At 63.9% G+C, this 14,297-nt stretch carries 14 protein-coding genes; 10 read left to right on the top strand and 4 right to left on the bottom strand.

Features of this window, described 5'->3' with window-relative positions:
- Positions 1 to 182: 182 nt before the first annotated feature.
- Complete coding sequence (locus Q8N40_RS01850) at positions 183 to 617, top strand: MaoC family dehydratase (RefSeq protein WP_305710594.1); 435 nt, start codon at positions 183 to 185, stop codon at positions 615 to 617.
- Between the two features lie 192 nt (positions 618 to 809).
- On the opposite strand, the gene Q8N40_RS01845 is transcribed toward Q8N40_RS01850, so the two are convergent.
- Positions 810 to 1,841: a fatty acid desaturase gene (locus tag Q8N40_RS01845; RefSeq protein ID WP_305710593.1), complete on the bottom strand. Its 1,032-nt coding sequence runs from the start codon at positions 1,839 to 1,841 to the stop codon at positions 810 to 812.
- Positions 1,842 to 2,151: 310 nt separating this feature from the next.
- Here Q8N40_RS01845 and ykgO point away from each other — a divergent pair, with 310 nt between their 5' ends.
- The 4 genes from ykgO (at position 2,152) to Q8N40_RS01825 (ending at position 4,971) form a co-directional block, all read left to right on the top strand.
- The gene (ykgO, locus tag Q8N40_RS01840; RefSeq protein WP_002718645.1) at positions 2,152 to 2,277 is read left to right on the top strand and encodes a type B 50S ribosomal protein L36; all 126 of its coding nucleotides are present in this window, start codon (positions 2,152 to 2,154) and stop codon (positions 2,275 to 2,277) included.
- Between the two features lie 128 nt (positions 2,278 to 2,405).
- Positions 2,406 to 3,059, top strand: a complete 654-nt coding sequence (locus Q8N40_RS01835) for a tetratricopeptide repeat protein (RefSeq protein WP_305318658.1) — start codon at positions 2,406 to 2,408, stop codon at positions 3,057 to 3,059.
- A 142-nt stretch (positions 3,060 to 3,201) separates the two neighbouring features.
- A complete protein-coding gene (locus Q8N40_RS01830) occupies positions 3,202 to 3,924 on the top strand; it encodes a DUF3750 domain-containing protein (RefSeq protein WP_305710592.1) in 723 nt (240 codons plus the stop codon).
- 78 nt (positions 3,925 to 4,002) lie between these two features.
- The gene (locus tag Q8N40_RS01825; protein ID WP_305318660.1) at positions 4,003 to 4,971 is read left to right on the top strand and encodes an alpha/beta fold hydrolase; all 969 of its coding nucleotides are present in this window, start codon (positions 4,003 to 4,005) and stop codon (positions 4,969 to 4,971) included.
- Between the two features lie 125 nt (positions 4,972 to 5,096).
- Here the strand turns inward: Q8N40_RS01825 and Q8N40_RS01820 are convergent, their stop codons facing one another.
- Positions 5,097 to 6,269: an acetyl-CoA C-acyltransferase gene (locus Q8N40_RS01820; RefSeq protein ID WP_305318661.1), complete on the bottom strand. Its 1,173-nt coding sequence runs from the start codon at positions 6,267 to 6,269 to the stop codon at positions 5,097 to 5,099.
- A 455-nt stretch (positions 6,270 to 6,724) separates the two neighbouring features.
- Positions 6,725 to 7,210 carry a hypothetical protein gene (locus tag Q8N40_RS01815; protein ID WP_305710591.1) on the bottom strand — a complete coding sequence of 162 codons (486 nt, stop codon included), beginning with the start codon at positions 7,208 to 7,210 and terminating at the stop codon, positions 6,725 to 6,727.
- A gap of 158 nt (positions 7,211 to 7,368) precedes the next feature.
- Between Q8N40_RS01815 and Q8N40_RS01810 the strand changes: the two genes are divergently transcribed.
- From Q8N40_RS01810 to Q8N40_RS01790, 5 genes are all read left to right on the top strand, one after another.
- Positions 7,369 to 8,862 (top strand): FAD-linked oxidase C-terminal domain-containing protein, encoded by a 1,494-nt coding sequence (locus Q8N40_RS01810; protein WP_305320387.1) that lies wholly within the window; start codon positions 7,369 to 7,371, stop codon positions 8,860 to 8,862.
- Positions 8,863 to 8,872: 10 nt separating this feature from the next.
- Entirely contained in the window at positions 8,873 to 10,111 is a 1,239-nt protein-coding gene (locus Q8N40_RS01805) for an FAD-binding protein (RefSeq protein ID WP_305710590.1), read from the top strand.
- Entirely contained in the window at positions 10,108 to 11,424 is a 1,317-nt protein-coding gene (glcF, locus tag Q8N40_RS01800) for a glycolate oxidase subunit GlcF (protein WP_305710589.1), read from the top strand. Before Q8N40_RS01805 ends, glcF begins: the two co-directional genes overlap by 4 nt.
- A gap of 77 nt (positions 11,425 to 11,501) precedes the next feature.
- Positions 11,502 to 11,900 (top strand): hypothetical protein, encoded by a 399-nt coding sequence (locus tag Q8N40_RS01795; protein ID WP_305320384.1) that lies wholly within the window; start codon positions 11,502 to 11,504, stop codon positions 11,898 to 11,900.
- 374 nt (positions 11,901 to 12,274) lie between these two features.
- Entirely contained in the window at positions 12,275 to 13,306 is a 1,032-nt protein-coding gene (locus Q8N40_RS01790; RefSeq protein ID WP_305320389.1) for a TorF family putative porin, read from the top strand.
- A gap of 149 nt (positions 13,307 to 13,455) precedes the next feature.
- Here the strand turns inward: Q8N40_RS01790 and Q8N40_RS01785 are convergent.
- Positions 13,456 to 14,297: ABC transporter ATP-binding protein/permease (locus Q8N40_RS01785; RefSeq protein WP_305710588.1), on the bottom strand; the 842-nt coding region annotated here is incomplete at its 5' end.

Below are 14,297 nucleotides of genomic sequence, written 5' to 3'. Positions count from 1 at the left end.
GGAGCTACAACATTCCCGCGCGCCCCGGCGACGTCATCACGCTGCAGGCCCGCGCGCTCGACAAGTTCATCAAGCGCGAGCGGCTGTTCGTCGTCCACGACAACGTGTTTTTCAACCAGCACGGCGACGTCATCTGTTCTGGCCGCGGCCAGACCATCCGGCCGATGTAAGGGAGAGCGATCATGACAACGGCATTCGAAAACCTGAACGTCGGCGACAGCATCGACGGCCCGAAATTTGCGGTTACGCGCGAATCCATCCGGCTCTTCTGCGACGGGTCGCTTGACTACAATCCGCTTCATCTCGACGACAACAACATGAAGGGCAATTTCGCCAAGACCAATTACGGCGGAATCATCATGCACGGCATGAACAATTTCGGGCTGATCTCGCGCATGATCACCGACTGGGCCTACCCCGCCGGCGCCATCCACCGCCGCCTCGAAACCCGCTGGGTCAAGCCGGTGAAGCCCGGCGACACCATCCAGCCGACCGGCATCGTGAAGTCGAAGCAGGTCACGGCGAATTCGCGCTGGGTCCTGATCGACGTCATGGTGCGCAACCAGATGGGCGAGAAGGTCGCGACGGGCGAGGCGATGGTGGAGTTTCCGCGCTGAGGGAGGCAATAGCGTCTTCATGGGTGAAGTCCGCTCCGCCTGTTAGTTCGGTTGAAGTCGCTTTCACGTTAGGTGGCAAAACCGAAATATGTCGTACGTAAATTATGAATGCGATCAACCGCTTGCTTACTGTACATGGGGTTGTTTTCGATATTTCTGCTTGGGCGCCGCCTCGGCCTCGCGGCCGGGCCTCTAATCGACCGGAACGCCGTCCGATCCGCGGGTGACCAGCCTGGCCTTGGCGGCCTGCGCCTTGAGATGCGCGCTGGGCGGCACCACGTCGGTGGCCAGCCCGATCCGTTCCAGGAAGCGGATGGTGAGCCAGGTGTTGTCCATTTCCCACCATTGGTGGCCATGGCGCGCCGAGCGCGGGTCGGCGTGGTGGTTGTTGTGCCAGCCTTCGCCGTTGGAGATCATGCCGACGACGAAGTTGTTGCGGCTGTCCTCGTCGGTCTGGTAGCTGCGGTAGCCCCACAGATGGGTTACCGAATTCACCGCCCAGGTGATGTGCCAGACCAGCACGGTGCGGACGAAGACGCCGAACAGCAGGATGCTGAGGCCGGTCTGCACGGCGGCCTCGGGCGATTGGCCCAGCAGCCACGCCACGACGAAACCGGCGGCGAAGAACAGCGGCATCTGGATGAGATTGATCCAGACCAGCCAGCCATAGCGCTCGAGCGCGACATAGAAGCGATCGCGCAGGATGTCCTTGGCGTAGCGCTCATAGATGCCGAGCCGCGACAGTTCAGGCTGGTGCACCAGGATCCAGCCGATATGGGCCCACAGGAAGCTGGCCAGCGGGCTGTGCGGATCGGGCTGCTCGTCGGCGAATTGATGGTGGCGGCGGTGGATCGCGACCCAGCGCGCCGGCGTCTCCTGCAGGCAGGACATCGCCACCACCACCATCGAATGCTCCAGCCATTTCGGGACCTTCAGGCCGCGATGGGTCAGAAGCCGGTGGTAGCAAAGGTTGATGCCGAACAGCCCGCACAGATGGGTGAGGAGCATGGCGAGGATCAGGCCGCTCCAGGAGAACCAGCCGGGCATGAAGGCCAGCAACGCCAGGGCATGGTAGCCCGCGATCACGATGATGTAGGGCCAGTTGAGCTGGAACGGCCGCACGCCCGCCGGCAGCGGTATTCGGCCCGTGGCGGCAAGCGAGGGGGCTTGATCGGCGGGGGCCAGAATCGAAGGCTTGATCGCGGGGTTGTGAGCAGTCTTCATAGTGGAGGCGGATCCCATCCTTGCGCGAGACCCAGCTCGGCCGAACATCCCGTTGCAGATATGGGGTGCGAATCACGGCCCCGCAGCAAACCTTTGACCGAATTTGTGTATTTTTCCTAGCCAGCAGGCCCGGTTCCCATGGGGCCCGGATCGGACGAAGGCATCCCGATTTGCCGGCCGGATTGACATTCCACCGCTCGATGGCTTAGAAACCGGCCGTCCCGGGCGGTATGACCGTCGGCGGGAAAAATCTCGTTTTGCCACTTTCGGCCTGTCGAAACACGGCCTTTCAAAGCATCAGGATTGTCCCATGAAGGTCCGTAACTCGCTGAAATCGCTGCGTGGTCGCCACCGCAACAACCGTCTGGTCCGCCGCAAGGGCCGGGTTTACGTGATCAACAAGGTTCAGCGCCGTTTCAAGGCGCGCCAAGGTTGATTCAGGGTTGATTTCGGGCTGAGTCGAGCCCGATTGCGGCTTCCGGCCACTGCTGAAATCCGGGTCATCACGGGTCTTTGACGACTTGCTGCTTTGCAAGCGCGTTTTGCTGCGTCTAGACTTTGGCCATGGCAATGAGATTCCCAAGGCCCGGCCGCCACCTCGCAATCCTGCTCGCCGCAGCGATGGCCGCCGCGTGGACGGTTCCGGCCTCCGCGCAGGATCCGAGGTCCGCGCCGCCGCGAAGCCAGAAGAAATTGCCGGAAGCGCCGAGCAAGCTGCCGAAGGTCGGCGCCGACAAGACGCGCGGACTGGACTTTCTGTTCGGCGCGCTGAAGGCGGCGCCCGATGAGGCCAGCGCCAAGCATGTCGAGGCCCGGATCTGGGCGGTGTGGATGCAGACGCCGAGCGATACCGCAGCTCTCCTGATGGTGCGCGCCAAGTCCGCGATGGACGCCAAACAGGTGGACGTGGCGCTCAAGCTGCTCGATGCCGTGGTCAAGCTGCGTCCCGATTATGTCGAGGGCTGGAACCGGCGCGCCACGCTTTATTATCTGCAGAACGACTACGCCCGCTCGATGCAGGATATCGAGCAGGTGCTGGCGCGGGAGCCCCGGCATTTCGGCGCGCTGGCCGGGCTCGGTATGATCATGCAGGACCTCGGCGACGAAAAGCGCGCGCTCGACGCTTTCCGCAAGGCGCTCGCGGTCAATCCGCATCTGGCCAAGGTGCCGGATCTGGTCAAGACGCTCACTGAAAAAGTCGAAGGGCGCGACATCTGAGCTGCCGGAAGCGAAGTCGCTCCGGCACGGCCGTCGCGCGCCGGCCTCGCTGTGTAGCGAAAGTGCCCGGCGCGACTATATGAAGTCCCACATGACGCTTGCATGATTTGCTCCGCCAAAGTTCCTCAGCTTGAGAAAATATGTGATCATCTTTCTGGTTCTGCTGGTCGCCCCGATCACGATTTCGGCGGTGAAGTATCTGCTCGGCGATCGCTCGGTCGATTGGCAGATCGCCGACCGCTCCAGCGCCGGCCTTTTGCCCTCACCGCAAGAACATCTCGAGGCGCTGGTTCGAGTCTATGCCGCGCGCACGGTTCGCTGGCGCGGAATTTTCGCGGTCCACAGCTGGATCGTGGTCAAGGAACGCGGCGCATCGCGCTACACTCGCTATGATTATACGGCGTGGGGCGAGCCGATCCGCATCAACGGATTTGCCGCCGATGGGCGCTGGTTCGGCGGCACGCCGGAGACCGTCGCCGCGGCGGCCGGCGAAGCTGCGGAGCGGATGATCCCGAAAATCCGCGCGGCGGTCGAAGGCTATGAGCTCCGGTCCTACGGCGATTATCGCGCCTGGCCGGGACCGAACTCCAATACCTTCGTCACCGCCGTGATGGCGGTGGTGCCGGAGCTGCAGTCCACGTTGCCGCCGACCGCCATCGGCAAGGACTTCCCCTATAATGGCGACATCTTTGGACCGACCGCTTCCGGGACCGGCGTCCGCCTCACGCTGGGCGGCTATCTCGGACTGGCCGTCGGCTGGATCGAAGGCATCGAGCTCAATTTTTTCGGCGCGGTGTTCGGTATAGATCTGCGGCGGCCGGCCGTGAAATTGCCCGTACTCGGGCGCGTCGGTTTCAGCGTTTGACGGATTCGGGCTGGCCATGAAACCCGGATGCCGTCAAATCGTAGCTCGTTGGTGCCAAAGATCATCCGGAAAGTCTCAATGATATTGACTGGCGTCGTGGCCGCGCTGGCGATCCTGGCGCTGATCACGCAGGCTGGCGTTTTGCTGCTGGAGCGCGCCTATCCGGCGCGAGGCAAGATCATCGAGGTGGCGGGCGGCGCGCTGCACGTCGTCGATATCGGACCGCGCGATGCCGCGGGCCCGGCGATCGTGATGATCCACGGCGCCAGTTCCAATCTCGAGAGCATGCGGCAGCCACTGGGCGACAGGCTGGCCGAAAAGCACCGGGTGGTCCTGATCGATCGGCCCGGCCACGGCTGGAGCACGCGCGCGCACACCGGGGATTCGACGCCGGAGATCCAGGGACGAATGATCGAGCAGGCGCTGGCGGAGCTCGGCATCGGCCGCGCGGTTTTCGTGGTCCACTCATGGGCCGGCGCGCTCGGCGCGCGGATGGCGCTGGATTATCCGCAGCGCGTCGCCGGTCTCGTGATGCTGGCGCCGGTGGCCTATCCGTGGCCGGGCGGCGTCGGGCAATACAACAGGATTATCACCACCCCGGTGATCGGTCCGCTGCTGGCGCACACGATCACGCTGCCGCTCGGCTATTTCCTGGCCGGGCCGGGAGCCCGCGGTGTTTTCCTGCCTCAGATCATGCCGGACGGGTTTATCCACGAATCGGCGACGCCATTGCTGCTGCGGCCGCGCGAGTTCATCGCCAATGCACATGACCTGGTTACCCTGAAGGAAGCGGTCCGGGAACAGACGCCGCGCTACGCCGGGATCAATGCGCCTGTCGTGGTGATCTCGGGAGACGGCGCCGACAAGACGGTATCGACCAGCATCCATTCGCGGCCGTTCGTCGCCACCGTGCCGGATGCCAAGCTGATCGTGCTGTCGGATGTCGGCCACATGGTGCAGCACGCCGCACCCGACCTCGTGGTCGCCGAGATCGAGGCGATGATCGGCAGGATAGCGCCCGGCCCGGCCGCTGCGGCCGCCAACTAGTTGGTAGTGGCCTGCGCACCTCCTGCCGCTGAACGATCGACGGTCGCCATAACAAAACAGCGCGACGGTTGCCCGTCGCGCTGTTGGTCTTTCCGATGCCGGCAGGTGCCGGACTGAGACAAAGCTCAGCTGTAGATTTCGAACAGGCCGGCGCCGCCCTGGCCGCCGCCGATGCACATGGTCACGACGCCCCATTTGGCCTTGCGCCGGCGTCCCTCCTGCAGCAGGTGGCCGGTGCAGCGTGCGCCGGTCATGCCGAAGGGATGGCCGATCGCGATCGAGCCCCCGTTGACGTTGTACTTCTCGGGGTCGATGCCGAGCTTGTCGCGGGAGTACAGGCACTGGCTGGCGAAGGCTTCGTTGAGCTCCCAGATGTCGATATCCTCAATCTTGAGCCCGTGGCGCTTCAGCAGCTTCGGCACCGCGAACACCGGACCGATGCCCATCTCGTCGGGCTCGCAACCCGCCGACGCCCAGGCGACGAAGCGGCCGAGCGGCTGCAGGCCACGCTTTTCCGCATCCTTGGCTTCCATCAGCACGACGGCGGCGGCGCCGTCCGAGAGCTGGCTGGCGTTGCCGGCGGTGACGTATTTGCCGGGACCCTTGACGGGCTCGAGCTTGGCGAGGCCTTCCATCGTGGTCTCGGGCCGGTTGCATTCGTCGCGATCGACCGTGTAGTCGACGATGCTCTCCGCCTTGGTCGCCTTGTCGACCACCTTCATTTTGGTCTTCATCGGGACGATTTCGTCCTTGAACTTGTTGGCCTGCTGGGCGGCGGCCATGCGGCGCTGCGATTCCAGCGAGTACTCGTCCTGGTATTCGCGGCTCAGCTTGTAGCGCTCCGCGACGATATCGGCGGTATCGATCATCGCCATGAAGATGGCGGGCGCCACCTTGAGCAGGTCGGGGTCGACCACTTCCTTCGGCAACGGGCCGCCGGGCATCGAGATGCTTTCGACGCCGCCGGCCACGATGCAATCGGCGCCGTCCGAGCGGATCGAATTGGCGGCCATCGCGATGGTCTGCAGTCCCGACGAGCAGAAGCGGTTGACCGAGACGCCGGCGGTGGTTTTCGGCAGGCCCGCGAGTAATGCGGCCTGGCGGCCGATATTGGGCGCGCCATGCGCGCAATTGCCGAGATAGCTGTCCTCGACGTAATCCTTGTCGACGCCGGCGCGCGCGACGGCGTGCTTGATGGCGTGGGCCGCCATCGACATCGGCGGAGTGATGTTGAACCCGCCGCGGCCGGACTTCGCCAGCCCGGTTCGCGCATAAGAAACAATAACCGCTTCACGCATTTTCTTGATCTCCCTTTGAAGCGGCCAGTATGCCCCGCAATAGATTGCAAGCGTAGGGAAATTTCGCTGGCGACAGCAAAATATCGCCTGTTGCGGCCCTCGGATTCCCCACACGTTCCGCTGTGCGGAAAGACTTCCGGATCGGCGCTCCCGGTCGATGGATTTTGCGCCGGGGAAGGGCCAGATTTTTGCCTTCGCGGCATGCGTTCGCGGCCAGGCGCAATCGCTGCTGTGGATCCAGGAAGCGAGCCCGCGGATCGCTTCGCTGTTTGCGAAACTTCCGCAACGAAGCGAACGACCCGGGCGCCGGGGTGCTCGCCGAGCGCTTCCTCGAGCCTGTCGAGCAACACAAGCTTGCGAGCGGCTCTGCAGCCTGTGCCGCGCATGGCCGGCCCATGGCCAGTGAACCGGCGCGGGCATAACTCCGCTATCCCGGCTTTTGTGAAGTGCAGCGGCTACCGGCTGGCCAAGGTGTTGCTGATCCGGGTGACCACGCTGTCCCACTGACGCTTTTCGGCGGCTGGATAGTTGATCAACACGCAATGCGCAAAGCGATCCGCGAAATTGCATCGATTGTACCAGATTCTGCCATTGCGGACGCTGGATACGACGAAGAATCGCGGGGTCACCCGCTTGTAGACGATGCCCTGCGGCGGATTTTTCCTGGCCAGGAAGACGGCCGGCGACAGTCCGGCTTCGTTGGCAACGGACTGGACAGTCAAATCGGCGCGCCGGTCCGACGTCAGGAAGCGTCCGCCATAACCTCCCTCCGGCTGTCCGGCCGCTTCGGTGAATATCGACGTTGGAATGTCAACGGCGGCCCCAGTCTCCGGAACGCTGTACCTGACCCAGTCGATGGTCGCCGGCGCGGCCCTCACGGGCGAAGGCGCCGCGAGCACCACGGCAATGGTCAGAACCAGGGAATGGCAGCGCAGGCCCATGATATCCTCCTGACATCACAATGATGGAGGACGATCTTCGTTCCCGCCATGCTCGACGCAGCTACCCAAAGCCATTCAGACGTGCTTGATTCCCAATGCAATAAATCGACGAGCCGCGAAGCTGCCGGTGCGAGCCGCCGGCACGGGAGACGTAACCGATGACCATCATGATGCCGGCTTCCGATCAGGCGGTGCTGGCGCGCCGCGACGAGATCGTGGCGGCGCTGCGCGCGATCGTGCCGGGCGAGGGCGTGATCGACAGCGCGGCCGAGATGGTGCCGTACGAGTCCGACGGACTGATGGCCTATCGCCAGCCGCCGATGGTGGTGGTGCTGCCGGATACCACCGAGCAGGTCTCAAATGTCCTGAAATACTGCTTCGAGCAGGGCATCAAGGTGGTGCCGCGCGGGTCCGGCACCTCGCTGTCCGGCGGCGCGCTGCCGCTGGCCGATGGCGTCTTGCTGGGTCTCGGCAAATTCAAGCGGATCCGCGAGATCGATTTCGACAACCGCGCCGTCGTGACCGAGCCGGGCGTCACCAACCTCGCCATCAGCCAGGCGGTCGCGCATGCCGGATTCTATTATGCGCCGGATCCGTCGTCGCAGATCGCCTGCTCGATCGGCGGCAATGTCGCGGAAAATTCCGGCGGCGTGCATTGCCTGAAATACGGCATGACCACCAACAACGTGCTGGGCTGCGAGATCGTGCTGATCACGGGCGAAATCATCAGGATCGGCGGCAAGTCCGCGGAAACCTCGGGCTATGACCTGATGGGCATCATCACGGGCTCGGAAGGCCTGCTCGGCGTCATTACCGAGGTCACGGTGCGGATCCTGCAGAAGCCGGAAACCGCGCGCGCCTTGATGGTCGGTTTCGCGCAAGTCGAGGCGGCCGGCGAATGCGTGGCGCGCATCATCGGCGCCGGCATCATTCCGGGCGGCATGGAGATGATGGACCGGCCGGCGATCCACGCCGCCGAAGCCTTTGTCCATGCCGGCTATCCGCTCGACGTCGAGGCGCTCCTGATCATCGAGCTCGATGGCCCCGGCGTCGAGGTCGATGAGCTGATCGGCCGGGTCGAGGCGATAGCGCAAGGCTGCGGCTCGACCACGCTGCAAATTTCCAATTCTGAGATGGAGCGCAACCTGTTCTGGGCCGGCCGCAAGGCGGCGTTTCCGGCGGTGGGGCGGATTTCGCCTGATTATCTCTGCATGGACGGCACCATCCCGCGCGGTGCGCTGCCCAAGGCGCTGGCGCGGATCCGCGATCTCTCGGAAAAATACGGCCTGCGTGTCGCCAATGTGTTTCATGCCGGCGACGGCAATCTGCATCCCCTGATCCTGTACGATGCCAACCAGCCCGGCGAGATGGACAAGGCCGAGGCGTTCGGCGCCGACATCCTGAGGGTCTGCGTCGAACTCGGCGGCGTGCTGACCGGCGAGCACGGCGTCGGCGTCGAGAAGCGCGACCTGATGCCGGAAATGTTCTCGGAGATCGATCTCAACCAGCAGCAACGGCTGAAATGCGCCTTCGACGCCCAGGGGCTGCTCAATCCCGGGAAAGTGTTTCCGACCCTGCACCGCTGCGCCGAGTTGGGCCGCGTCCACGTGCATGGCGGCAAGCTCGCCTTCCCCGATCTTCCCCGGTTTTGAGCAGGCGCGCGTGGACACCCTGAAAATACGTGATGCGGCGGACGTCGAGCAGGCGGTGCGCGCGGCCATTGCCAGCGAGCAGCCGCTGGAAATCATCGGCCATGGCTCGAAGCGGCTGATCGGCCAGCCGATGGCGACCAATGCGCTGCTCGATTTGTCGGCGCTGAATGCGGTCGTGGCCTACGAGCCGAACGAGCTGATCATTACCGTGCAGGCGGGGGCGCCGCTGGCCGACGTGCTCAGCCTGATCGATTCCAAAAACCAGCAATTTGCGTTCGAGCCGATCAATACTTCGGCGCTGCTGGGCACGCCCGATATCGGAACCATCGGCGGCATGATCGGCGCCGGCCTCGCCGGTCCGCGCCGCATCCGGGCGGGCGGCGCGCGCGACCATCTCTTGGGCGCGCACGCGGTGTCCGGTTTCGGCGACAGTTTCAAGGCCGGCGGCAAAGTGGTGAAGAACGTCACCGGCTACGACCTCTGCAAATTGCTGGCGGGCTCCTGGGGCACGCTCGCGGTCATGACGGAAGTGACCATGAAGGTGATGCCGCGGCCCGAAAGCGAGCGCACGCTGGTGCTGTCAGGGCTCGATGATGTCACCGCGAACCGGGCGATGACCGCGGCGCTGGGCTCGCCGTTCGACGTATCGGGGGCGGCGCATCTGCCGGCATCGGCGTTTCGGGCTGATATCGGCGGGTTTGCCGACCCGGGATCGGCGGGGCAGGCGCTCACGCTGCTGCGGCTGGAGGGCATCACGGCCTCGGCGGTGCATCGCGCCGCCGCGCTGGCCGTGTTGCTGGCACCGTTTGGTGCGGCGGAAATTCTGCAGGATGCCGCCTCGGCGGCGGTCTGGAGTTCGATTCGCGACGTCAAATCGTTTGCGGCTGACGGCGCCCTGGGAGCTTGGCCGGTGTGGCGGATCGTCTGTCCTCCGGCCACAGGCGGGGCGCTCGGCCAGGCGCTGTCGCGCGACACCGGCGGCGACGTGGTCTACGATTGGGGTGGCGGCCTGATCTGGGTGGCCCTGCCGCCAAAACCGGACGCGCAGGCGGCGCTGGTGCGCACGCGGGTCAACGCCGCGGGCGGCCATGCCACCTTGATACGGGCGTCCGAACAGGTCAGGCGCAACATCGACGTGTTCCATCCGCAGCAGGACGGCCTTGCGAGCCTGAGCGAACGCGTCCGCCACGGCTTCGATCCGAAGAACATCCTCAACCGCGGCCGGATGATACGAGGGACCGCGACATGAAGACCGAGTTCAGCCTGGCGCAGCTCGCCGACCCCGATATCGCGGAGGCCGACAGGATTTTGCGCGCGTGTGTGCACTGCGGTTTCTGCACTGCGACGTGCCCGACCTATGTGCTGCTCGGCGACGAACTCGATAGCCCGCGCGGGCGGATCTATCTCATCAAGGAGATGCTGGAAAAGAACCGGCCGCCGACCAAGGAGGTGGTCAAGCACATCGACCGCTGCCTCTCCTGTCTTGCCTGCATGACCACCTGTCCGTCCGGCGTGAACTACATGCATCTGGTCGATCAGGCGCGGGTGAGAATCGAGAAGGACTACACCCGGCCGCTGACCGAGCGGGCGCTGCGGGCGGTGCTCGCTTTTGTGCTGCCGCGGCCGCAATTGTTTCGCTGGAGCATGATTCTGGCGCGGCTCGGCCGGCCGCTCGGCGCCTTGTTGCCGACCCCCAAAACGGCCGTGGGGTCGCCGGGTTTGTTGCGGCGAATCAAGGCGATGCTGGCGCTTGCTCCGGGCCGCCTGCCGGCGCCCGGGCCGGCCGGGGGCAGTGTCTTTCCGGCGATCGGCGAGCGGCGCGGACGGGTCGCGCTGTTGCAGGGCTGCGCCCAGCAGGTGCTGGCGCCGCGCATCAATCAGGCCGCAATCAATCTTCTGACCCGTCACGGCGTCGAGGTGGTGCTGGTCAAGGACGAGCAATGCTGCGGCGCGCTGACCCATCATTTGGGACGCGACGGCGATGCGCTGGCGCGTGCCCGCGCCAACATCGGTGTCTGGCTCGGGGAGGCCGCACGGGACGGTCTCGATGCCATCCTGGTGACGGCGTCGGGCTGCGGCACGGTGATCAAGGACTATGGCTTCATGCTGCGCGAGGACCGCGATTTCGCCGGCCCCGCCGCCACGGTTTCCGCGCTGACCAGGGACATTACCGAATACGTCAGCGGCATCGAGCTGCAGCCCTCGCAGCAACCGCGCGATATCACCGTCGCCTATCACTCCGCTTGTTCACTGCAGCACGGACAGAAAATCACGCAGGCTCCGAAAGAATTGCTTTCCAAGAACGGATTCGTGGTGAAAGATGTACCGGAGAGCCATTTGTGTTGCGGTTCGGCGGGGACTTACAACATTCTCCAGCCCGACATTGCGAGCAGATTGCGCGATCGCAAGGTCGCCAATATTGCGACAGTGAAGCCGGACATGATTGCTGCGGGCAATATTGGATGCATGGTTCAGATTGCCGGCGGCACTTCAGTTCCTGTGGTGCACACGATTGAGCTTCTCGATTGGGCGACAGGCGGTCCCCGGCCAGGATCGAACTGAATCGATTGGCCCCGTGCGGAAGCGGACGACTTGAAACGCCTGATAGACTTTGGATCGGCGGCAACAGGAGGTTCACGATGGCTAAAGCGAAGAAAAGCAAGAAAAGCAAGAAGGCCAAGAAGGCCAAAAAAGCTGTAACGGCAAAGAAGAAATCCGCAAAGAAGTCCGCCAAGAAGTCGGCCAAGAAGTCGGTCAAGAAATCCAAGAAGTCCGCCGGGAAATCGGCACCTAAGAAGGCGGCCAAAAAGTCGGCGAAGAAGTCGGCGAAGAAGGCCAGCGCCAGAAAGAGTCCCGCGAAGAAGCAGGCGGCTGCCAAGCCCGCAGCGCCCAAACCTGCCGCACCCAGGCCCGCGGCGGCGCCAGCGCCGGCACCTGCGGCACCGAGCTGGGCTTCGCCGAGCCCGGCGGCCTCTAGTCCCGCGCCGTCCTGGGGGCAGTCGTCCTCCAGCGGGGATGACGACACGCGTATTGAGTAAAGGGCGGGTCACGCCTCAAGGCCGCAGCCGTCCGCTGCGGCCTTTTGCTTGTGTCGACCGCGCGAATCAGTCCCGTCAGAGTGATACGCAGCCCTCGGATTCGAGCCAGAGATCAGGGTCTCGAATACCCTTTCATCCGTAGGACTACTTATCTAGCCGGTCCCAAATAGTTGTCGGAATGCAACACCCGCCGACAACATTTTCTCAAAGCGCGTGAAAGCCTAAAAAGGCGGCAGATGCTTGTCATTTTTGCTTCACGCAACCGCTGGCGCGTCCCAGATTGCAGTCAGGTTAAGGAATTTGGTTGCAGTCGGTTATCGCATTGTCCCTGGGGGCGCCGGAACCGGACTGCGTTAAAGATGATGGGGATCGTCATGAAGAAGTTGGCTTTGTTAGCAACGGCGCTGGCAATGGTATCGGGTTCGGCTGTCGCGGCGGACATGCGTGTCAAGGCCTACAAGGCCCCGCCGCCGGTGGCATTCGATCCCTGGGATATCGCCTTCGGCAGCTCGATCGCCAGCGACTACGTGTTCCGCGGCATCACCCAGTCCAACCACAAGCCCTCGGTCTCGGCCTATTTCGAGCCGCGCTACAACGTCAGCAAGGATCTACAGCTCTACGTCGGCCTCGCCGGCGCCAGCATCTCCTTCCCGAACCGCGCCGCGGCTGAGATCGACATCTACGGCGGCATTCGTCCGACCTTCGGCATGTTTGCCTTCGACTTCGGCGTTTGGGGCTATCTGTACCCGGGCGGAACTTGCCACTACGGCGCCGCATTCGACACGGCAGGAGCACCGCTTGGCAACGAATGCGCGACCAACTTCCTGTTCAACGGTAACGTCGCTAAGAAGAACATGAGCTTCTTCGAGGGCTACGCCAAGGTCAACGTAACCCTCAACGACATGTTCGCGATCGGCGCCAATGAATACTACACTCCGAGTTTCATGAATTCTGGCGCCTGGGGCAACTACGCGTCGATCACCGGCAAGTTCACCGCACCCAGCTCCACATTCGGCAGCAGCGGCCTCGGCATGTATATCTCCGGCGAGTTCGGGAGGCAGTGGCTTGGGACCTCCGATTCGTTTTACGGAACGGGCTTTACCAATCCCGGCTTTGCGGGGCCGTTCCCGAATGGCATCAACTACGCCGACTACAACACCTGGAACATCGGCGTCGGCTTCACCTACAAGGTCTTCACGCTGGATATTCGCTACTCCGACACCGACCTGTCGAAGGGTGATTGCAACGCTTTCACCAGCGATTTCGCAGCCCGCGGAAACATCACCGCAGCTTCCGGAACTTCGATCACGGCGATCAATCCAACCGGCGTTGGCTCGAGCTGGTGCGGCGCGGTCGGCATCGTCAAGCTCTCGGCTGACCTGACCGCGATGACCAACCTGAAGTAACTCCTTCTCTCGAGACCTTAAGGGGCGGCAGAGCGATCTGCCGCCCCTTTTGCTTGCGTTGATCTCTGATGAGCCGGACGGGATCTGCTGCGGAAAGGCGCGGTCCATCCGCCGCGGGAGTTCGGTTCAGAGCCGTCCATCGCCTGTCGCTATGACGGCCTGGCGCTCTCGCTTCCTTCTTGCAGCGCAAACTGATCGCCGTCCCGGACGAACACCACGTTGCGCTGGTGGAAGGCCTCCAGCGTCGAGCGATGGCCGATCGAAACCAGCGTGGTGGCTGGCAGTTTCTCCCGGAGCAGGCCATACAGCGCCGCTTCGGATGGTTCATCGAGCGAGGCGGTTGCTTCGTCGAGGAACAGGTACTGCGGCGCATGCAACAGCGCGCGTGCGAGCCCAAGCCGCTGTTGCTCGCCGAGCGAGAGCGTCCGGTTCCAGTGACCGTGTTCGTCGAGCTGAGACGCCAGCCGGGGCAATCCCACCGCCTTGAGCGCCTGGCTGATCTGGGCGGCCGTGAACGCCCCCTCCTGGCCGGGGTATTCGACCGCCCCGCGCAGCGATCCGACCGGAAAATACGGTCGCTGCGGCAGCATCATCAGGGTTGCCCTGGCCGGAATGGCGATGGAGCCGGTCCCGAACGGCCAGATGCCGGCGATCGCCCGGAACAGCGTTGATTTGCCCGAGCCGGACGGACCGGTGACGAGCGTGCGCTCGTCCTTGCGCAAACTGAATCCGTCCGCGGTGACCAGCGGTCTTCCGTTAGGCAATTGTACAGCCAGCCCCTTGAGGTCGATGGCGCCGTCGCCGGCCGCCTGCACGACGTGAATCCGGTCGTCGTGGGTGGTCAGCTGCCTGGCTGCGGCAATCCCCTCCTCAAATCCGTCGAGACGGTTCACCACCGCCTGCCACTCCGCCAGCTGGCGATAGATGGTGATGAAGAAAGACAGTGCGCCCTGGACGCTGGAGAAGGCCGATCCGGTCTGCATCATGCCGC

It is taken from the genome of Bradyrhizobium sp. (assembly GCF_030693485.1).
Lineage (GTDB): Bacteria > Pseudomonadota > Alphaproteobacteria > Rhizobiales > Xanthobacteraceae > Bradyrhizobium.
The sequence above is the reverse complement of the archived record's forward strand: the minus strand, read 5'-3'. Positions and strand labels throughout refer to the sequence as shown.

Coding starts and splice junctions, on each gene's coding strand:
- Q8N40_RS01820 (WP_305318661.1), bottom strand. CDS start 6,269: ATGCGTGAAGCGGTTATTGTTTCTTATGCGCGAACCGGGCTGGCGAAG.
- Q8N40_RS01790 (WP_305320389.1), top strand. CDS start 12,275: ATGAAGAAGTTGGCTTTGTTAGCAACGGCGCTGGCAATGGTATCGGGT.
- Q8N40_RS01815 (WP_305710591.1), bottom strand. CDS start 7,210: ATGGGCCTGCGCTGCCATTCCCTGGTTCTGACCATTGCCGTGGTGCTC.
- Q8N40_RS01810 (WP_305320387.1), top strand. CDS start 7,369: ATGACCATCATGATGCCGGCTTCCGATCAGGCGGTGCTGGCGCGCCGC.
- Q8N40_RS01850 (WP_305710594.1), top strand. CDS start 183: ATGACAACGGCATTCGAAAACCTGAACGTCGGCGACAGCATCGACGGC.
- Q8N40_RS01845 (WP_305710593.1), bottom strand. CDS start 1,841: ATGAAGACTGCTCACAACCCCGCGATCAAGCCTTCGATTCTGGCCCCC.
- ykgO (WP_002718645.1), top strand. CDS start 2,152: ATGAAGGTCCGTAACTCGCTGAAATCGCTGCGTGGTCGCCACCGCAAC.
- Q8N40_RS01835 (WP_305318658.1), top strand. CDS start 2,406: ATGGCAATGAGATTCCCAAGGCCCGGCCGCCACCTCGCAATCCTGCTC.
- Q8N40_RS01825 (WP_305318660.1), top strand. CDS start 4,003: ATGATATTGACTGGCGTCGTGGCCGCGCTGGCGATCCTGGCGCTGATC.
- Q8N40_RS01795 (WP_305320384.1), top strand. CDS start 11,502: ATGGCTAAAGCGAAGAAAAGCAAGAAAAGCAAGAAGGCCAAGAAGGCC.
- glcF (WP_305710589.1), top strand. CDS start 10,108: ATGAAGACCGAGTTCAGCCTGGCGCAGCTCGCCGACCCCGATATCGCG.